General features: G+C 72.6%; 15 protein-coding genes. 6 read left to right on the forward strand and 9 right to left on the reverse strand.

What is annotated here, in order from left to right; all coding sequences use genetic code 11:
- The first annotated feature begins 21 nt into the window (after positions 1–21).
- Positions 22–966: a DUF1254 domain-containing protein gene (locus tag ACSQ2D_RS10175; protein ID WP_435985835.1), complete on the forward strand. Its 945-nt coding sequence runs from the start codon at positions 22–24 to the stop codon at positions 964–966.
- Between the two features lie 63 nt (positions 967–1,029).
- On the opposite strand, the gene ACSQ2D_RS10180 is transcribed toward ACSQ2D_RS10175, so the two are convergent.
- Together ACSQ2D_RS10180 and ACSQ2D_RS10185 are read right to left on the reverse strand one after the other, a co-directional pair.
- Complete coding sequence (locus tag ACSQ2D_RS10180) at positions 1,030–2,892, reverse strand: helix-turn-helix domain-containing protein (protein WP_435985836.1); 1,863 nt, start codon at positions 2,890–2,892, stop codon at positions 1,030–1,032.
- Between the two features lie 46 nt (positions 2,893–2,938).
- On the reverse strand, positions 2,939–3,760 hold the full coding sequence (locus ACSQ2D_RS10185) for a 3-hydroxybutyrate dehydrogenase (protein ID WP_435985837.1): 822 nt from the start codon (positions 3,758–3,760) through the stop codon (positions 2,939–2,941).
- Positions 3,761–3,936: 176 nt separating this feature from the next.
- On the opposite strand from ACSQ2D_RS10185, the gene ACSQ2D_RS10190 reads away from it, so the two are divergent.
- Together ACSQ2D_RS10190 and ACSQ2D_RS10195 are read left to right on the forward strand one after the other, a co-directional pair.
- Positions 3,937–5,484: a carboxylesterase/lipase family protein gene (locus ACSQ2D_RS10190; protein ID WP_435985838.1), complete on the forward strand. Its 1,548-nt coding sequence runs from the start codon at positions 3,937–3,939 to the stop codon at positions 5,482–5,484.
- Positions 5,481–6,356 carry a 2-oxo acid dehydrogenase subunit E2 gene (locus tag ACSQ2D_RS10195; protein WP_435985839.1) on the forward strand — a complete coding sequence of 292 codons (876 nt, stop codon included), beginning with the start codon at positions 5,481–5,483 and terminating at the stop codon, positions 6,354–6,356. The genes ACSQ2D_RS10190 and ACSQ2D_RS10195 overlap by 4 nt, the downstream gene beginning before the upstream one ends.
- Here ACSQ2D_RS10195 and ACSQ2D_RS10200 read toward each other — a convergent pair.
- The 5 genes from ACSQ2D_RS10200 to ACSQ2D_RS10220 form a co-directional block, all read right to left on the reverse strand.
- On the reverse strand, positions 6,290–7,819 hold the full coding sequence (locus tag ACSQ2D_RS10200; RefSeq protein WP_435985840.1) for a helix-turn-helix domain-containing protein: 1,530 nt from the start codon (positions 7,817–7,819) through the stop codon (positions 6,290–6,292). The two genes, ACSQ2D_RS10195 and ACSQ2D_RS10200, sit on opposite strands and share 67 nt — an antisense overlap.
- 135 nt (positions 7,820–7,954) lie before the next feature.
- Positions 7,955–10,093, reverse strand: a complete 2,139-nt coding sequence (locus ACSQ2D_RS10205; RefSeq protein WP_435985841.1) for a 3-hydroxyacyl-CoA dehydrogenase NAD-binding domain-containing protein — start codon at positions 10,091–10,093, stop codon at positions 7,955–7,957.
- Positions 10,090–11,331, reverse strand: coding sequence for a thiolase family protein (locus tag ACSQ2D_RS10210; protein ID WP_435985842.1), 1,242 nt, complete (start codon positions 11,329–11,331; stop codon positions 10,090–10,092). Before ACSQ2D_RS10210 ends, ACSQ2D_RS10205 begins: the two co-directional genes overlap by 4 nt.
- A 177-nt stretch (positions 11,332–11,508) precedes the next feature.
- Positions 11,509–12,798 carry an HRDC domain-containing protein gene (locus ACSQ2D_RS10215; RefSeq protein WP_435985843.1) on the reverse strand — a complete coding sequence of 430 codons (1,290 nt, stop codon included), beginning with the start codon at positions 12,796–12,798 and terminating at the stop codon, positions 11,509–11,511.
- Positions 12,795–13,379: a DUF3000 domain-containing protein gene (locus ACSQ2D_RS10220; protein WP_020145570.1), complete on the reverse strand. Its 585-nt coding sequence runs from the start codon at positions 13,377–13,379 to the stop codon at positions 12,795–12,797. The genes ACSQ2D_RS10215 and ACSQ2D_RS10220 overlap by 4 nt, the downstream gene beginning before the upstream one ends.
- Positions 13,380–13,474: 95 nt before the next feature.
- Between ACSQ2D_RS10220 and hemE the strand changes: the two genes are divergently transcribed.
- On the forward strand, positions 13,475–14,527 hold the full coding sequence (hemE, locus tag ACSQ2D_RS10225) for a uroporphyrinogen decarboxylase (RefSeq protein ID WP_435985844.1): 1,053 nt from the start codon (positions 13,475–13,477) through the stop codon (positions 14,525–14,527).
- Positions 14,524–16,209 (forward strand): murein biosynthesis integral membrane protein MurJ, encoded by a 1,686-nt coding sequence (murJ, locus tag ACSQ2D_RS10230; RefSeq protein ID WP_435985845.1) that lies wholly within the window; start codon positions 14,524–14,526, stop codon positions 16,207–16,209. The genes hemE and murJ overlap by 4 nt, the downstream gene beginning before the upstream one ends.
- Before the next feature lie 42 nt (positions 16,210–16,251).
- Here the strand turns inward: murJ and ACSQ2D_RS10235 are convergent, their stop codons facing one another.
- Both ACSQ2D_RS10235 and ACSQ2D_RS10240 read right to left on the reverse strand, forming a co-directional pair.
- A complete protein-coding gene (locus ACSQ2D_RS10235; protein ID WP_435985846.1) occupies positions 16,252–17,424 on the reverse strand; it encodes a DUF4349 domain-containing protein in 1,173 nt (390 codons plus the stop codon).
- 148 nt (positions 17,425–17,572) lie between these two features.
- Positions 17,573–18,250 (reverse strand): DedA family protein, encoded by a 678-nt coding sequence (locus ACSQ2D_RS10240; protein ID WP_435985847.1) that lies wholly within the window; start codon positions 18,248–18,250, stop codon positions 17,573–17,575.
- Between the two features lie 68 nt (positions 18,251–18,318).
- Between ACSQ2D_RS10240 and hemG the strand changes: the two genes are divergently transcribed.
- Positions 18,319–19,698, forward strand: a complete 1,380-nt coding sequence (gene hemG, locus ACSQ2D_RS10245; RefSeq protein WP_435985848.1) for a protoporphyrinogen oxidase — start codon at positions 18,319–18,321, stop codon at positions 19,696–19,698.
- Positions 19,699–19,721: the final 23 nt, after the last annotated feature.

Below are 19,721 nucleotides of genomic sequence, written 5' to 3' on the forward strand. Positions count from 1 at the left end.
GCGGCGGCTGATCCTGCCGTCATGACCGGGACCCACGTCAACGCAGACACCTTCGCCCGCGCGGAGACCGACCGGATGTTCACCGCGCTCGTCAGGGACGCCGGTGGCGTCAACCGCCTCAACCACTCACGGGTGCCCACGCCGCTCGGTCACCAGCCGGTGATCCGGATGAACCGGGACACGCTCTACAGCTCGGCCATCGTCGACATCACCGGCGGCGCCGTCCTGACGCTCCCCGACGCCGGCGACCGCTACCTCTCGGCGATGGTCGTCAACCGCGACCACTACGTCGATGCCGTGTTCCACGACCCGGGCCCGCACGAGCTCACGACGGACCGGTTCGACACCGACTTCGTGTGCGTCGCGATCCGGACGCTCGTCGACCCGGCCGACCCCGCCGACGTCGCCGCGGTCAACGCCGTCCAGGACGCCATCGACCTCTCGGCCCGCTCGGCGCGCCCGTTCACGGCGCCGGACCACGACCAGGACTCCCTGGACCGGACGCGGTCGGCGCTGCTGGAGCTGGCCAAGGGCTACCCTGGGTTCGACCGCGCGTTCGGCGCACGGCAGGACGTCGACCCGGTGCGCCACCTCATCGGCACCGCTGCCGGCTGGGGTGGTCTCCCGTCCGAGGAGGCGACCTACGTCAACGTCGACCCCGGACTGCCCGTGGGGGAGTACCGGCTGACGGTGCGCGACGTCCCCGTGGACGGCTTCTGGTCCGTCAGCGTCTACAACGGCGACGGCTACTTCGACGACGACGGAAGCCGCGTCAGCCTCAACAACCTGACGGCAGAGCGAGATCCGGACGGCTCCGTGACGGTGCACCTCGGCGGGTGTGGCGACGGCCGACCCAACTGCCTCGGCATCAAGGAGGGGTGGAACTACCTCGTGCGCCTCTACCGCCCGCGGGCCGAGGTCCTCGACGGCACGTGGACGTTCCCGGAGGTCTCACCGGTCCGGTGACCCGTCCCGTCGACCCTTCTGCCGACCGGACCGCTGACGGACCGCTGACGGGGACGGCGGCGGTCAGGCCGGGGCCTGCAGCGACCGCAGGCGCAGCGCGATCTGCAGCTCGAGCGCGTGGTCGGGGTGCTGCCACGACTCCCCGAGCAGGGCCGCGATGCGTTCGAGCCGCTGCGAGACGGTGTTGACGTGCACGTGGAGCGTGCCCGCAGCGTGCCGTGGGCTGCCGCCCGCGGCGAAGTATGCCGCCAAGGTCCCGGCGAGGTCGGTGCCGCGCCGCTCGTCGTAGTCGAGGACGGGCCCGAGCAGCTTGCGGACGTACTCGTCGACGTCGGGTGCGGAGCCCACGATGAGCCCGGCGAAGCCGAGCTGCGTCGCCGCGGCGCCCTTGCCCCGGTGGCCGAGGGCGATGAGCGCGCCCACGGTGCGATGGCCCTCCTCGTGCGCCTCGCTGATCCCGTCGACGTCGGTGACGGGACCGACGCCGGCCACGGTGACGCACGTGCGCTCGCCGATTCGGGCGGCCACGGCGCGGGCCAGACCGTCCGGGTCGGTGCCGGGCACGAGAGCGATGACGTCGCCGTCGTGGGAGCCGACGAGCGAGGCCTCGCCGGTCGCGGCGCTGGCGGAGATGAGCAGGGCCCGGTGTCCGGTCGGCTCGTCGCCGCGGAGCACGAGCAGGCAGAAGGGCCGCTGCGGGTCGAAGCCCACGGCGCGCGACAGCGCGAGGCGCTCCTCGCGGGAACCGCGCGCGCTGACGAGGTCGCTGACGAGCCGGTTGCGCGCTGACTGCCGGGCGTCGGCAGCCTGGCGTTCGAAGAGCAGGACGAGAGCCGTGACGACGCCGGCACGCTCGACGGTGCGCTGGTCCGAGTCGCTGAGCGTCAGGCCCCCGACGTAGATCGTGCCGAGCCGCTCGCGAGCCGCGGTGACGGCGACGGCGTACACGCCGTCCCGCTCGACGAGGCGACCGGCGGCGAGGCCGGGGAGGGCGTTGAGCGCGGCGAACGGGTCACCTCCCGCGGGGTCGTGCTCGGGCGCCGGGCCGGAGGAGCTGTGGCGGTGGCCGTTCTCGTCGACGAGCACGGCCCACCCGCCGAGCAGCTCGGCGAGGGCGTGCGTGATGTCGTCCACGCCACCGCCGCCGAGGACGAGGGAGGCGAAGCGGTCGTGGGCGGCTGCTGCCTTCTCGACGCCCTCGGCATACTGCCGGACCGTCTCGTGCGCGTCCGACAGCGCGGCCAGGGCGTTCTCGGCATCGGCGAGGGCGCGCGTCTGCACGAGGGTCACCGCGGCCAGGGTGGCGAGGTTGCCGAGGAGGCCGACCTCCTCGCGCGTGAACGGGCGTGAGGACCGGTTGGCGGCGAAGAGCACGCCGACGAAGTGCTTCTCGACGATGAGCGGCGTGCCGCAGATCGCGATGATGCCCTCCTCGCCCACGGCGCCGTCGATGGCGTTCGTGTGGCGGAAGCGCTCGTCGGCCCAGTAGTCGGCGGTCCAGTAGGGCTTGTGCGTCGAGGCGACGAGACCTCCGAGGCCGGCGCCGAGGGCGAGACGTACGGACTGGAACGCCGCCGAGACGGACCCGTCGGTGGCCCGCATGAACGTGTCGCCGGCCTCGGGGTCGTAGAGCGTGAGGTAGGCGAGGTCGGTGCCGACGAGACGGCGGGCGCGGCGGACGATCGCGTCGAGCACGGAGCCGGGGTCGCTCTCGGTCGCGAGCTCACGGGCCGTGTCGAGCAGGGCGGCGAGGCCGGCCTCGCGGTGCTGGTGCACCTCGCGGGCGCTCGTGATGCGCAGCGCCAGGTCCCGGGCCTCCGCCGGCGCGTCGGCTGCCGCGATCTCGCCGACCGGGGCGTCGGCGGCCAGCAGCTCGAGCAGGTGGATGACCTGCTCGGCCGTCGACGTCTCGCTACGGGTGGCCACGGGCAGATCCTAGGCGGGTCGGGACGGGGTGGGCGGGGAGGCGTCGTCAGTGGGCGGTCCAGCCGCCGTCCATCGAGAAGGACGTGCCGCTGATCGAGCCGGAGGCCGGTCCGCAGAGGAAGAGCGTCAGTGCGGCGACCTCGTCGGGCTCGACGAGTCGCTTGACGGCCACGGGCTCGAGCATGATGCGTTCGACGACCTCGGACTCGGGGATGCCGTGGGTGCGGGCCTGGTCGGCGATCTGCTTCTCCACGAGGGGGGTGCGGACGTAGGCCGGGTTGATGCACGTCGACGTGACGCCGTGCGGGGCACCCTCGAGGGCGACGACCTTCGAGAGGCCCTCGAGCCCGTGCTTGGCCGTGACGTAGGCCGCCTTGAAGGCGCTGGCGCGCAGGCCGTGGACGCTCGAGATGTTGACGACCCGGCCCCACCCGCGGTCGTACATGTGGGGGAGGCTCTGCCGGATCAGCCGGAACGGCGAGGTGAGCATGAGGTCGAGGATGAAGTCGAAGCGGTCGAGCGGGAAGTCCTCGATGGGGCTCACGTGCTGGATGCCGGCGTTGTTGACGAGGATGTCGACCTCGCTCGGCAGGTCGGCGAGCGCGTCGAGGTCCGCGAGGTCCGCCGCGATGGTCGCGACGCCCGAACCCTTGGCGAGGGCGGCGAGGCCCGCCTCGTCCCGGTCGACGGCGTGCACCTTGGCGCCGGCGGCCGCGAGAGCCCGGGCGACGCTCGCCCCGATGCCGCTGGCGGCGCCGGTGACGAGGGCCGTGCGCCCGGTCAGGTCGATGGGTTCGTTGACCGCCAGGGAGCCGCGCTGGAGGCGGTCCGGGGCGTCGTCGCGTGCGTCGTTGCGGGCGTCGGCCATGCGGGAAGACTAGGTAGGGGCGTCCGGGCCACCTGTGTGGTGGACGAACACAAAACGTCCCAACCCATGTGGAGACGCGTCACGTCCCGAGAACCGCCGGACGGGTCGAGACGGGCCGGGACCTTCGGCTCTGGCGGCGGCGGTGCCGACGCGCGGACGCTGAAGAGGTGCAGACCGTGGCCAGGACGAACCGGGGATCGGTCCGCGGCGTCGTCACCGACGGGATCCACACCTTCCTCGGCATTCCGTATGCCGCCCCGCCCGTGGGTGCCGACCGGCTGAGACCACCGCGACCCCATGCGTCGTGGGACGGCGTGCGCGACGCCACCCGCCCCGGAGCGGAGCCACCGCAGGTCGCGCCCCCGCGCACCGGCGGCCCCGTCGCCGGAGCCGCGGAGGACTGGGACCAGATCGGCGAGGCGTTCGGGGCGGTCGTGCGCGGGGACCCGTCGACCGAATGCCTCAACCTCAACGTCTGGACGCCGGATCCGGGGGCAGCGGGTCTGCCGGTGATGGTGTGGATCCAGGGCGGGATGTTCGAGCTGAGCTCGACCGCGGCGTACGACGGGACCGCCTTCGCCCGGGACGGCGTCGTCTGCGTCGTCCTCAACTGGCGGCCCGGGGCCGAGGGATTCCTCTACCTCGACGACGGGATCGCCGACCTCGGCCTCCTCGACCAGGTGGCGGCTCTCGAGTGGGTCCGTGACAACGTCGCCGCCTTCGGGGGCGACCCGGGCAACGTCACCGTGTTCGGGGAGTCGGCCGGCGCGATGAGCATCGGCTGCCTGCTCGCCATGCCGCGTGCTGCCGGCCTGTTCCGCCGGGCGATCCTGCAGAGCGGCGCCGGGCACCACGTGAGCGAGCCCGAGGACGCCCTGCGCATCGCCCACGACCTCGCCCACCGGCTCGGCGTCCCTCCCGTCCGGGACGCGATTGCCGGGGCCGGCGTCGCGCGGCTGCTGGCAGCGCAAGCCGAGCAGAAGCAGGACCTGCTCGCCCACCCGGACCCGGAGCGCTGGGGCCCGGCGCTGGTGACGAGCACGATGCCGTGGCAGCCCGTCGTCGACGGAGTGGTGCTCCCTGCACCACCGATCGACCTGATCGCCGCGGGCTCGGCCCGCGACGTCGACGTCGTCGTCGGCACCAACACCGAGGACTGGCGGCTCTGGCTGCTGGTGAGCGGCGCGTTCGCCGGGATCACGGACGAGGTGCTGACCAGCGCCGTGCGCGCCCACGGGTACCAGTGCCTCGAGGCGTATGGACTCGAGGCGCAGGCCGCGCTGCGGGCCTACCGGGAGCGCTACCCGCATGCAGTCCCGGGTGACCTGCTGGCTGCGGTCCAGACCGACTGGTGGATGCGGATCCCCGCCATCCGGCTCGCCGACGCGCACGTCCGACGCGCCCGCGTCGGAACCGGCACGTACATGTACGAGTTCGCCTGGGCGGCGCCGGGACTCGGAGCGGTCCACGCGCTCGAGGTCCCCTTCGTCTTCGACACGGCGCGGCCGGACGCGCCGCTCTTCGGACCGCTGCTCGGACCGGACCCGCCGCAGGAGCTGGCGCGGACGATGCACTCGGCGTGGATCTCGTTCGCGACGACCGGTGACCCGGGCTGGCCCGCCTACGAACGCGACGGACGCGCCACGATGCGGTTCGACACCACGTCGTCGGTCGTGCACGACCCCCGGGCCTGGGAGCGTGCCTTCTGGAAGGACCTCCGGTGACCGCGGGCCGAGGCCCCGACCCGGGCTACGTGGTCGAGCGGGTCCCTCGTGACCGCCGCCCGGTGCTCGACCGGTTGGCGGGAGCCGGCCGACGGTTCCAGGTGCACGCGCTCGTCGAGCTCGACGTGAGCGAAGCCCGAGCCAGGATCCGCACGGCGCCGGAGCCGGTGACCTGGACCGCCTTCGTCGTCGCCAGCGTGGCCCGGGCCGTGGCGGCGCACCCGGAGCTCAACGCCCGGATGTCGGGCAGCCGCGTCATCACCTTCGACCGCGTCGACATCGGCGCAACGGTGGAGCGGTCGGGGGAGGGCCGGCCCGTGCTCGACATCGTGGTCGTGCGGGGCGCGGACCGGCTGGACTGCCTCGAGATCACGCGGATGCTGCACGAGGCCAAGACGGGACCGGCCCTGGAGCATCCAGCGCGAGGACTCGTCGCCCTGGTGGTGCGCCTGCCCGGTCCGCTCCGGCGCACGGCGCTCCGGCTGGTGGCGAGGCGGCCGGCCGTGTCGGCCACCTTCGGCCCGGCGGTCGGAGTGACGTCGATCGGGATGTTCACCCACGGGTGGGGTTGGGCGATCCCGTTGGCACCGCTCACCATCATCGCCACGGTCGGCGCCGTGGTCGAGAGGCCCGTCGTCGTCGACGGCGTCGTCGTGGCCAGACCCATGCTGCCGCTCACCCTGAGCTTCGACCACGCGGTGGTCGACGGTGCGCCCGCGGCCCGGTTCGTCGAGACGTTGCGTGACCTGGTCGAGACGGCGGCCGCCCTGAACGAGCCGGCCGCCGGCCCCTCCTGGGACCCGGGTCAGATGTCGCGGAAGACCTCGATCGTCGCGCCGAGGGCGTTGAGGCGCTCGGCGAGGTCCTCGTAGCCACGGTTGATGACGTAGACGTTGCGCAGCACCGACGTGCCCGGTGCGGCGAGCATCGCGAGGAGCACGACGACGCCGGGACGCAGGGCCGGCGGACACACGACCTCGGCCGCGCGCCAGCGGGTCGGGCCCTCGACGATGACACGGTGCGGGTCGAGCAGCTGCACCTTGGCGCCGACCTTCGTCAGCTCGGTGAGGTAGATCGCGCGGTTCTCGTAGACCCAGTCGTGGATCATCGTGCTGCCCTCGGCGACGGCGCCGATGAGCGCGAAGAACGGCAGGTTGTCGATGTTGAGGCCCGGGAAGGGCATCGGGTGGATCTTGTCGATCGGTGCATGGAGCGGACCGGGGATCGTCGTGAGGTCGACGAGGCGCGTCTTGCCGTTGGCCGAGGTGTACTCCGGCGTCAGGTCGTACTTCATCCCCATGCCGTCGAGGGTGGCGAGCTCGATCTCGATGAACTCGATCGGCACCCGGCGGATCGTGATGGAGCTGTCGGTGACGACGGCGGCGGCGATGAGGCTCATCGCCTCGATGGGGTCCTCGCTGGGGGAGTACTCGACGTCGACGTCGATCTCGGCGACGCCGTGGACCGTCAGGGTCGTCGTGCCGATGCCGTCGATGCGGACACCGAGCTTCTCGAGGAAGAAGCAGAGGTCCTGGACCATGTAGTTGGGGCTCGCGTTGCGGATCACCGTGGTGCCCGGGTGGCGCGCGGCGGCCATGAGGACGTTCTCCGTCACGGTGTCGCCGCGCTCGGTGAGCACGATGGCCCGCTCCGGTCCGACGGAGCGGTCGGACCGCGCCTCGTAGAAGCCGTGGGTCGCGGTGACCTCGAGACCGAACGACCGCAGCGCGGCCATGTGGGGCTCTACGGTGCGCGTGCCGAGGTCGCAGCCACCGGCATACGGCAGCTGGAAGGACTCGTGCTCGTGGAGCAGCGGGCCGAGGAACATGATGACGGTGCGCGTGCGGCGTGCGGCCGCGACGTCGATGTCGTCGAGGTTGAGCACGGCCGGCGGGATGATCTCGAGGTCGCTGCTCTCGGGCAGCCAGCGCGTCCTGACGCCGATGGAGGCGAGCACCTCGAGGATGCGGTTGACCTCCTCGATGCGGGCCAGGTTGCGCAGGGTGGTGCGACCGCGGTTGAGCAAAGCGGCGCAGAGGAGGGCGACGGCGGCGTTCTTGGACGTCTTGACGTCGATCGAGCCGGTCAGCTTCTGGCCGCCGACGATGCGCAGGTGCTGCGGTCCGGAGTGCCCGAGCGAGACGAACTCGGAGTCGAGCGCGTCGCCGATCTTGGCGAGCATGTCGAGGCTGAGGTTCTGCTTGCCCTGCTCGATGCGGGTCACGGCGCCCTGGGAGGTCCCCAGGAGCTCTGCGAGGTCCGACTGGGTCATCCCCTTGTGGCGTCGCGCGTCGCGGATGAGTCCGCCGATCCGGGTCAGGTAGGTCTGAGGCACGACGACGAGGCTAACTCATATATGAGTTACGGCAAATCCCGTCACGTCGAAAGGCCACGAACCGGGAGCGCTGCTCGACGCGAGCGGCCGCTGAGCCCGGTTCGTGGCCTTTCGACGGTGGGAGGTGGATCGCGGTCAGGCAGGGGTCCTGGCGTTGGCCACGCCGTCGGGCAGGAAGCGCGATCCGGTGACGGCCTCTGCCACGCCGGTCCGGTCGAGGAGCGGCGTGATGCCACCGTTCCAGAACTGGAAGCCCGCGCCGGTGATCATCGCGAGGTCGATGTCCATCGGCGCCTGCGCGACACCCTCGTCGAGCATGCGTCGCGCCTCGTCGGCCAGGACCGTGAGCACGCGCTGGCGCACCTGGGGGAGGTCGAGGACGACCGGCTCGGCCGGCTTCTCGATGAGCTCGGCGACCTCGGGGTCGAGGACCGGGCGACCCGAGCTGAGGTCGTAGAAGCCGCGCTTGCCGGCCGCGACGATCCGCTGCAGCGTCGGGGACGCGTAGAAGCGGTCGGGGAAGGCGCGCACGAGCGTCTCGCCGTTGTGCAGTGCGATGGCCGGCCCCACGAGCCCGATGAGGACGAACGGCGGCATCGGGGCGAGACCGGCGAAGGCGCGGTCGACGACCTCGATCGGCGTGCCCTCGTCGAGGATCTTCGCGGCCTCGCCCATGAACCGCCCGAGCAGTCGGTTGACGATGAACGACGGCCGGTCCGCGGCCAGGATGCAGGTCTTCTTGAGCGCCTTGCCGACGGCGAATGCCGTTGCGAGAGTGGGGTCGTCGGTGCGCTCGCCCGGGATGATCTCGAGCAGGGGCATGACCGCCACCGGGTTGAAGAAGTGGAAGCCGACGACCCGCTCCGGGTGCTCGAGCGTCCCGGCCATCTCGGCGATCGACAGGCTCGAGGTGTTCGTCGCGAGCACGCACTCGGCCGAGACGACGGCCTCGACCTCGGCGAAGACCTGCTGCTTGACCGACATCTCCTCGAAGACCGCCTCGATGACGAAGTCGGCGTCGGCGAAGCCGTCCTTGCTCGTCGACCCCCTGACGAGCGCCTTGTAACGGTTCAGCCTGTCGGGGTTCAGCCGACCCTTGCCGGCGAGCTTGTCGAGCTCGGCGTGGACGTAGCCGACGCCCTTGGCGACGCGCTCGTCGTCGATGTCGGTGAGCACGACCGGCACCTGGAGGCGCTGGATGAAGAGCAGCGCGAGCTGGCTGGCCATGAGGCCGGCGCCGACGATGCCGACCTTCGTGACCGTGCGTGCGAGCGCCTTGTCCGGGGCTCCGGCGGGACGCTTGGCGCGCTTCTGCACGAGGTCGAAGGCGTAGAGCCCGGCGCGCAGCTCGTCGCTCATGAGCAGGTCGGCGAGCACCTCGTCCTCGGCGGCGAATCCCTCCTCGCGCGTCGCGGTGCGAGCGGCGGCGAGCAGGTCGAGGGCGGCATACGGGCTCTTGGCCTGGCGGCCCGTCTTGACGTCGGCGAGGCCCTTGGCCTTGGCGATGGCGGCGCTCCACGCCGCCTCGTCGCGATCGACCTCGGGGCGCTCGACGGTCACCTCACCGGACAGCACGCGGGCCGCCCAGGCGATCGACTCCTCGATGAAGTCCGCAGGCTCGAGCAGCGCGTCGGCCATCCCGAGCCTGTAGGCGTCGACGCCCTTGAGCATGCGGTTCTGGCTCAGCGGGTTGTCGATGACGACGGTGATCGCCTTCTCGATGCCGACGAGGTTGGGCAGCATCCAGCAGCCGCCCCAGCCGGGCACGAGGCCGAGGAAGACCTCGGGCAGGGCGACGGCCGGGACGCCCGCGCTCATCGTGCGGTAGGTCGCCGACAGCGCCAGCTCGACACCGCCGCCCATGGCGGCGCCGTTGACGAAGGCGAAGGTCGGGACCGGCAGGTCGGAGAAGGCTGCGTATGCCGCGTGGCCGGCCCGGGCGATCTCGAGCGCCTGGTCGCGCGACCCGATGAACGGCACGCCGGTGAGGTCGGCGCCGACGGCGAAGATGAACGGCTTGCCGGTGACGGCGACGGCGACGATCTCGCCCGCCACGGCGCGCTCACGCAGGCGCTCGACGGTGGCCGCGAGACCGGCGATCGACTGCGGGCCGAAGGTGTTGGGCTTGGTGTGGTCGAAGCCGTTGTCGAGGGTGATGAGCGCGAGGGTGCCGCCGCCACCCGGGAGGGCGATGTCGTGCACGGGGGTGCGCGTCACGACCTCGGAGGCGAAGTCGCTTGCGGCCGTGGGCTTCTCGGTGGTGGTGGCGCTCACTTGGCGATCTCCTCTGCGGTCGTGCGGGTCGTCGAGGACTCGTAGGCCTCGTGGTGCGGGTTCTCCCAGATGACGGCTCCGCCCATGCCGATGCCGATGCACATGGCGGTCAGGCCGTAGCGGACCTCCGGGTGCTCCTCGAACTGGCGCGAGAGCTGGGTCATGAGGCGCACGCCGGAGCTGGCCAGCGGGTGACCGGTGGCGATGGCGCCGCCGTACTCGTTGACGCGCGGGTCGTCGTCGGCGATGCCGAAGTGGTCGAGGAAGGCGAGCACCTGGACGGCGAACGCCTCGTTGAGCTCGAAGAGGCCGATGTCGCCGATCGTGAGGCCCGCCTTGGCAAGCGCCTTCTCCGTGGCCGGCACGGGCCCGACGCCCATGACCTCGGGCTCGACGCCGACGAAGGAGAACGACACGAGGCGCATCCGCACCGGCAGGCCGAGCTCGGTCGCAGCCGTCTCGGAGGCGAGCAGGCACGCGGTCGCGCCGTCGTTGAGGCCGGCGGCGTTGCCCGCGGTGACGTTGCCGTGCGCACGGAAGGGCGTCTTGAGCTGGCCGAGGTCGTCGACGGTCGTGCCGGGACGCGGCGGCTCGTCGGCGGTCGCGAGACCCCAGCCCTGCTCGGCGTGACGGGTGGCGACGGTGACGAGATCGCGCTGGATCTTGCCGTCGGCGTACGCCTGGGCGAGCTTGTCCTGGCTGCCGACGGCGAAGGCGTCGGACCGCTGCTTCGTCAGCTGCGGGAAGCGGTCGTGGAGGTTCTCGGCGGTCTTGCCCATGACGAGGGCGTCGGGGTCGACGATCTTCTCGGAGACGATGCGCGGGTTGGGGTCGACGCCCTCACCCATGGGGTGGCGGCCCATGTGCTCGACGCCGCCGGCGATGGCGATGTCGTAGGCGCCGAAGGCGATCGAGCTCGCCGTGTTGGTCACGGCGGTCATCGCGCCGGCACACATCCGGTCGACGGAGTAGCCGGGCGTCGTGTTGGGCAGGCCCGAGAGAAGCGCCGCGGTGCGGCCGAGGGTGAGGCCCTGGTCGCCGATCTGGGTGGTCGCGGCGATGGCGACCTCCTCGACCTTGTCCTTGGGCAGGTTCGGGTTGCGGTGGAGCAGCTCACGGATGCACCGGATGACGAGGTCGTCGGCGCGGGTCTGGGCGTACATGCCCTTGTCTCCGGCCTTGCCGAACGGCGTCCGGACGCCGTCGACGAAGACGACCTCATTGAGTGCGCGGGGCACGGTGCCTCCCAGTGGATCGAGGGTGATCGCGGTGGATCGGGGTCGGTGGGCCGGCGATGACGCCGGCGTCGGGCCGCGGCGGAGAGCGACCTCCTCGATACTACTTCTCGGTAACTTCGGGGCCAACGGGCCCACGGGTGACCATCCTCACCACGGCTCGCGAGGGAGGGACACGCCTCAGGCGGGCGGGTTCTCGCTGCAGGCGAGGGAGATCAGGGGCGCGGTGATCGTCGTCTGCCAGCGCCGGGCCCCCATGGCGGAGAGGGCCTCGGCGACCTCGGAGGTCGACGGCGCCGCCGGTCCCTCCCACAGGAAGCGGCGCAGCAGGTCGGGGGTCAGGAGGTTCTCGACCGGGACGGCCAGCTCCTCGGAGATCGCACCGAGCAGCTCCCGGGCGCGGGCCAGGCGGGCCGCGGCGACGGGGTCGCGGTCGGCCCACGCCTTGGGCGGCGGCGGGCCGCTCGGCGGGAGGGCCAGGACGGGCAGCTCGTCGTCGGGGAGGGCGAGGGCGCGCGCGACGACCTCGATGATCGCCTCCTGGTGGCGGCGCACCGAGCGGGCCAGCCGCGGCTCGGCGGAGCCCACGGTGCGTGGCGGCTTCGTCGCCCGCTGGTTGGCGATGGCGATCTCGCTGATCGCCGCGTCCGGCAGGACCCGTCCGGGGGAGGTGTCGCGCTGCTGGGCCACGGCGTCGCGCCAGAGCCACAGCTCACGCACGATGGCCAGACCCCGACGGCCGCGCACCTTGTGCATCCCCGACGTGCGACGCCACGGGTCGACGCGCGGCTCGGGACCGGTGAAGTCGAGCAGGTGCGTGAACTCCTCGGCGGCCCAGGCCGCCTTGCCCTGCGACGCGAGCTCGGCGGCCACCGCGTCACGCAGGTCGACGAGCACCTCGACGTCGAGAGCGGCATACCGCAGCCACGGCTCGGGAAGGGGGCGCACCGACCAGTCGACGGCCGAGTGCTCCTTGGCCAGCTGCAGGCCCAGGTAGTGCTCGACCATGGCGCCGAGCCCGACGCGGGGCAGACCGGCGAGCCGGCCGCCGAGCTCGGTGTCGAAGAGCGACTGGGGACGCAGCCCGACCTCGGCCAGGCACGGGAGGTCCTGGGTGGCCGCGTGCAGGATCCACTCGGCGTCGCCGATGGCCTCACCGACGGGGGAGAGGTCGGGGCAGGCGATGGGGTCGATGAGCCAGGACCCGGAGCCCTCGCGGCGGACCTGCACGAGGTAGGCGCGCTGGCCGTAGCGGTAGCCCGACGCGCGCTCGGCGTCGATGCCGACGGGGCCGGTGCCGTTGCCGATGGCCTCGGCGGCGCGCATCAGGGCGCGCTCGTCGACGACGACGTCGGGCACCCCGTCCCGCGGGTGGGTCAGCGGGACGAGCTCAGCGGCGGCGTCGGGTGCGAGGTCGGCGGCCTGGTCGTCGCCGAGGTCGTCGGCGGGCTCGTTCGGCTCCGCCGTCACCGTCGCTGCCCCGGGAGGGGGACGACGCCGTCGGGCAGCGGCGGGATGCCGGCGATGGTGCAGAGCATGTCCGCCCACGCGCGCAGGTGGTCGGTGGCGTCGCCGCCGACCGGGGTCCAGGAGGCGCGGATCTCCATCTCGACACTCGCCTCGCGGTCGGCGAGACCCGCGAAGCTCTCACTGACCACACGGGTCACCGTGCCAGCCTCGGCCGTCCAGCCGAGGTTGCGGTTGGCGAGCGAGTCGGTCAGCCACGACCACCCGACGGCCCCGAGCATCGGGTCGCCGGCGAGCTCGGGCTCGAGCTCGGCCCGCGCGAACGTGACGATGCGCCACTGGCCGTCCCACGTGTCGGGGGCTGCCGGATCGTGCAGGAGGACGAACCGTCCGGTCGCGAGGTCGTCGTCGGGGTCTGCGACGTCGATGACGTCAGCGGTCAGGGCTGCGGCGTACGGCGCGATGCGCGTCGGCGCCGGCACCTCGGTCAGCCGCACCTCGGAACGCAGACGGACGTCTCGCAGGGCGCTGAGCGTCCTGGCGAAGACCGCGCCGTGGTTGCCCGGCAACGTTCGCGTGTGCACCAGATGAGGGTATGCCGGAGTCGGGCGATCTGTCCTCAGGGCGCGCCGGACGCGCGTGGCGCGGGGGCACGTGCCCGCCGTGGCAGGATTGACCGGTGCCGACCACAGCCCCGCCAGACACCCGCCAGAGCGACCTCGTCCGCGCTGCGCGCCGCGAGTCGGTGACCCGGACCCCGGTGTGGTTCATGCGCCAGGCGGGGCGTTCGCTGCCCGAGTACCGCGCCGTCCGCGAGGGCATCCCGATGCTCGAGTCGTGCATGCGCCCCGACCTCGTCACGGAGATCACGCTCCAGCCCGTGCGCCGCCACGGCGTCGACGCGGCCATCTTCTTCAGCGACATCGTCGTGCCCCTCAAGGCCATCGGGGTCGACCTCGACATCGTGCCCGGCGTGGGCCCGGTCGTGGCCCACCCGATCCGCACCGCCGCCGACCTCGACCAGCTCGTCCCGCTGACGCCCGAGCACGTCCCCTTCATCACCGAGGCCGTGGGCCTGCTCGTCCGTGAGCTCGGTGACGTCCCGCTCATCGGCTTCGCCGGAGCGCCCTTCACGCTCGCGTCCTACCTCGTCGAGGGCGGCCCCTCCAAGAACCACGAGAAGACCAAGGCCCTCATGCACGGCGACCCCGAGCTGTGGGACGCCCTGTGCGCGAGGCTCGCGCAGATCTCGGGCGAGTTCCTCCGCGTGCAGGCGCAGGCCGGCGCCAGCGCCGTCCAGCTCTTCGACTCGTGGGCCGGTGCCCTGTCGAAGGCCGACTACGCCGCGCGCGCCATGCCCCACTCGTCGGTCGCGCTCGCCGCCGTCGCCGACCTCGACGTGCCCCGCATCCACTTCGGCGTCGGCACGGGTGAGCTGCTCGGCCTCATGGGTGAGGCGGGCGCCGAGGTGGTCGGCGTCGACTACCGCGTGTCGCTCACCGACGCCGTGGACCGCCTCGGGCCGACGTATGCCGTCCAGGGCAACCTCGACCCGGCCCTGCTCTTCGCGCCGTGGGACGCCCTCGAGCGCCGCGTCCGGGAGATCGTCGAGGAGGGGCGCCACGCCCCGGGCCACATCTTCAACCTCGGCCACGGCGTGCTGCCCACCGTGGACCCCGACGTGCTGACCCGGGTCACGGCACTCGTCCACGAGTGCTCGAGCCGCCCATGACGACGGCGGCACCGTCGGTCGCTCGCTCCAGCCTCACCATGCTCGGTGGGTCTGTGGCATCGCGCGTGCTCGGGGTCGTGCGCAACGGCCTCATCACCGCGATCATCGGTGCGAAGCTCGCCGGTGACGCCTTCTCCCTGGCCAACACGCTGCCCAACGTGCTCTACGTGCTCGCGGCCGGCGGCATCCTCAACGCGGTCCTCATCCCGTCGCTCGCCCGGGCGATGAAGCTCGAGGACGGCGGCCAGGAGTTCACCGACCGCGTCATCACGGTGGCGCTCACGGCGATGGCGGTCATCACGGTCGTCGTCATGGCCGCCGCCGGGGGGTTCGTCTGGCTGCTCGCCCGCAGCTCGTCGCCGGACTTCAAGGACCTCGCGCTCGCGTTCTCGCTCATCTGCCTGCCGCAGATCTTCTTCTACGGGCTCTTCGCCCTGCTCGGGCAGATCCTCAACGCACGCGGGCAGTTCGCCGCCTTCGCGTGGGCCCCCTTCATCGCCAACGTCGTGGCCGTCACCGGGCTGGTGCTCTTCCTCTTCGTCTTCCCCAAGGACGCACCACGCGGAGCCCCCGGGCGCGACCAACCGCGGGACCCGTCCGAGTGGACCGGGCCGATGATCTGGCTCTTCGCCGGCTCGGCCACGTTGTCCGTGATCGTCCAGGCCCTGTCCCTCGTCCCTGCCCTGCGGCGGACCGGGTTCCACTACCGCCCTCGCTGGGGCCTGCGCGGCGTCGGCCTCGGAGGCGTCAGCCGCCTCGCCCTCTGGGCCTTCGGCGGGCTGGCGGTGTCGCAGGTCGGCTTCTTCATCAGCCAGGGCGTCCTCAACAACGCGACGGCCTCCGCCACGGCGCTCGGTCTCGAGGACGCGGTACGAGGCCCGGCGGCATACGCCATCGCGTTCACGCTCTTCATGCTGCCGCACGCGTTCATCACGGTCTCGATCATCACCGCGCTCTTCCCGCGCTTCTCGGCCGCCGCGGCCTCCGGGGACAAGGAGAGCCTGCGCCGTGACTTCCGCACCGGCCTGACGATGCCGCTCGTGGCCAACGTGCCGATCATGGTCGCGGTCATCGTGCTCGCCGAGCCGATCGTCGCGCTGCTCAACCCCGGCATCGAACCGCGCTCGGTCGAGGTCTCCGCCAGCGTCCTCATCATCATGATCCTGGGGCTCGTGCCCTTCGGGCTCGACCTGCTCTGCTACCGCATGTTCTTCGCCCTCGAGGACGGCAAGCCGACCGTCGTCATGCAGGTGCTCCTGACCGGCATCAGCGCGCTCGCCGGCGTCGTGACGCTGTTCATCAACCCGGTCTGGGCCATCGGGGTCATGGCGATGGGCCAGACGGTGGGCAACGTCGTCAGCTCCATGGTCGGCCTCTTCCTGCTGCGTCGGCGCATCGGGAGGCTCGGCCTCGGGGAGGGGCTCGTCACGGCGTCGCGCGTCGGCCTCGCCGCCGCCGTCGCCGGCGTCGTCGCCTGGGGTGTCACCCAGGTGCTCGACCCCATCACCGGGGCCGCGGTCGAGGGAACGACCTCGGCCCTCAAGCGGATGTTCGCCAGTGCCATCGAGATCGGTCTCGTCGGTCTCGTCTTCGGCGTCATCTACCTCGGCATCGCCCACGCCATGCACGTGCGCGAGGTGCGCCAGGTCGGCGACATGGTCCGCCGGCGGCTCGGTCGCTGACCGAGCCACCGACGGCCCCTGCGCCCTTCTCGTCTCCTCGCGTCAGTCGTCCGTCGCCGACGGGGAGGCAGATGCCGGTACCGGGGCTGCTGCCGGCTGCGGTGCCGGTGTGGGTCCGGCGCCGCTGCCGGTACCGGCACCACCGTTGGAGTGGGAGCCGACGGACGGCGTACCGGCAGCACGGCGACGCCACAGGCGCAGGGCGACCAGGGTGAGCGGCACGAGGAGGACGAGCCAGGGCAGGAGCGCCGCGAGTCCGGTGAGGATGACGGTGAGCGAGCCGACGAGGCTGTCCCACGCGGTGCGCAGGCCCCCGGTGAGGCCGCTCTCGGTCTGCACGGGCGTCGTCGCGTCGGTCCAGAGCGTCACCGTGACGTCGCTCGTCGTCGTCATCGCGTCGAGCTGGGCCAGGCGTTGCGTCAGCGAGTCGAGCTCGGCCTGACGGCGGGTCAGCTCGCTCTCGAGCAGGATGACCTGCTGGAGGTCCGTCGTCTTCGTGAGCAGGGCACGCACACGCGTGATCCCGTCCTGCATGGGCTCGATGCGCGCCTTGGTGTCGACGTAGGTGTCGGTGACGTCCTGGGACTGCGACGAGCGGTAGGACACCGTCCCGATCTTGGACAGCTGCGTCAGCACGTCGTCGAGGGTCTTGGCCGGGACGCTGAGCACCATCCGGGCCTCGTCGACGCCGACGGTCGGCAGCGACGATCCCGACTCGAGGCGGGGGTCGACCCCGCCCGGTCCGGTCGGACCGCCGGTCGGGTCGACCGAGGTCACGACGTTCTCCGACGTCACCTGGCCCCCGGCGTCCGTCGCGATGACGCGGGCTCGGGCCGCCGATCCCGTCAGGTCGGTGACCTTGATCCCGAGCCACGCGGACCGCGCGATCTTCGGCTCGATGACGGCGACCGACCCCGCGACGCCGGTGCCGAGCGAGCCCGTGTCGGCGGCGGGCGACTTGGCGCCTGCCGTGGCGTCGGGCTGCGGCGCGAGGTCCTGCCCGACCACGCCGTTGCCGGTCACGTCACTGCGACTCGCCTCTCCGGCCGATGCCGCGGACGAGGAGGAGCCTGAGGACGAGGCGCCCTGGAGAGCCTTGAGGCCCAGCGGGATCGACAGCGCGAGCACCGCGACGACCCCGGCGACCATGGCGAGGAGACGTCGCCGTGCGGGAGGGAGCGAGGCGAGACGCGGCAGGTGTGGCGTGGCGGTCATGGCGAGCCTTTCGACGGGTCGCCTCCCGTGCCGTACCTGACGGTGGAGCTGTGGTGCGCACGGTGTGTGTGGCGACGTCCCTTGTCATGAGAGACACGCAGGTGGACCCGATCGTTGCGGTGCCCCGCGGGGCGGTCGCGGCGGTGGGTCAGCCGTGCTCGTGGACGCGGCCGCGGCGGGTCCGGCGGACGCGGCGCACGACGAGCCAACCGACGAGGACGACCACGGCCGTCCCGACGACCCAGTCGAGCACCGAGGAGTACCGGTCGACGAGCTCGTAGCGCGAGCCGAGCACCCAGCCGAGGCCGATGAGCAGGCCGTTCCACAGGGCACTTCCCGCGACGGTGAAGACCGTGAACCGCGCCAGCGGCATGTGGACGGCGCCGGCGGGCAGGGAGACGAGGCTCCGGACTCCGGGGACGAGCCGGCCGAAGAAGATCGACCGGCGCCCGTGGTCGGTGAACCAGTCCGTCGCCCGCTCGAAGTCGTGCCGGTCGACGAGCGGGAGCCGGGCCATGACGTCGATCGCTCGCTCCTGGCCCAGGCGGTCGGCCAGCAGGTAGAGGGTCAGGGCGCCGAGGTAGGAGCCGAGGGTGCTCGTCACGAGGAGCAGCCCCAGGCTGAGCTGGCCCTGCCGCGCGATGAAGCCGGAGAGCGGCAGCACGACCTCGCTCGGGATGGGAGGGACCACCGTCTCGAGGAACGTCAGGGCTCCGACACCCCATTCGCCGAGCGCCTGGATGACGCGGTAGGCGGCACCGACGAGTCCGGAGAGGTCCGCGGGCTGGGCGACGGGCTGGGCGACGGGCAGCGCGGGCGTGCTCATGCGCCCAACATTCCCTCATCGGGCGGGCCTCGGACAAACCGCCGGAGCCGGGATGGGAGAGTGGCGCCATGGGCAGGACGGTCGCGGTCATCGGTGGTGGCATCAGCGGACTGGCGGCCGCCTGGGAGCTCGGTCGCTCCGGCGTCGACGTCTCCGTCACGGTCCTCGAGGGCTCCGACCGGGTGGGCGGGAAGCTGCGGCTCGAGGAGGTCGGCGGGGTGCGCATCGACGTCGGCGCCGAGTCGGTGCTGGCGCGTCGCCCCGAGGCGCTCACGCTCGTCGAGGAGCTCGGCGTCGCGGCCCTCACGACGCACCCCGGACCCGCCGGCGCCTCGATCGTCTCGCGCGGGCGCCGCTGGCCGATGCCCCGCGGCACGGTGATGGGGGTGCCGGCCGACCCGGAGTCGGTGCGCGGGCTGCTCACCGACGACGAGGTGGAGCGTCTGGCGCACGAGCGCGTCGAGGGCCCCGTCGTCGGTGACGTCTCGGTGGGTGACCTCGTGGACGCCCGGCTGGGGCGTGCCGTCACGGACCGCCTCGTCGAGCCCCTGCTCGCCGGCGTCTACGCCGGGCACGCCCGCGAGATCTCCGCCGAGCAGGCCGTCCCGGTCCTCGCGGCCGCAGCGCACGACGGCCGACCGCTGCTCGACGTGGCCCGTGCCGCAGCCGAGTCGGCAGCGAGCGGACCGATGGCCGGTCGCCCCGTCTTCGCCTCCCTCGTCGGCGGCCTCGGGACGCTGCCCGAGGCCCTCGAGCGCGAGCTCGTCGCCGCTGGTGTCCTGGTGCGACGGGGCGCGGTGGTGCGCGGGCTCCGTCGCGACGGCGACGCCTGGGTCGTGTCGACCGGTCCCACGACCGACGTCGTCGAGCAACGTTTCGACGCCGTCGTGCTCGCCGTCCCCGCGGCTCCGGCCTCGCGACTGCTGCGTGACGTCGCCCCCGCGGCCGCCGCGGCGCTCGCGACCGTCGAGTACGCGTCCATGGCCATCGTGACGTTCGCCCTCGACGGTGCCGCACCGGCCGTCCTCGACGGCAGCGGCTTCCTCGTCCCGCCCACGGAGTCGCTGACGATCAAGGCGTCGACGTTCAGCTCGGTCAAGTGGCCCTGGCTCGCAGCCGCCCACCCGGGGCGGACGTTCCTGCGGGCCTCCGTCGGCCGTCACCGCGAGGAGGCCTCGCTCCAGCGCTCCGACGACCAGCTCGTCGCCGTGGCCCTCGCCGACCTGCGCACGGTGCTCGGGCACGGGGTGCCCGACCCCGTCGACGCGCACGTCCAGCGCTGGGGCGGGGGACTGCCGCAGTATGCCGTCGGGCACCGTTCGCGTCTGGCGCCCACCCGCGTGCTGCCGCCCGGGCTCGCGCTGTGCGGGGCGGCATACGACGGCGTGGGCATCCCGGCGTGCATCGCGTCCGGCCGCGCTGCCGCGCGGTCGGTCCTGACCCGCTGACGAGGGGCCCCGAGCCGCTTGGG

Source organism: Terrabacter sp. LjRoot27, from assembly GCF_964254175.1.
GTDB lineage: Bacteria > Actinomycetota > Actinomycetes > Actinomycetales > Dermatophilaceae > Terrabacter.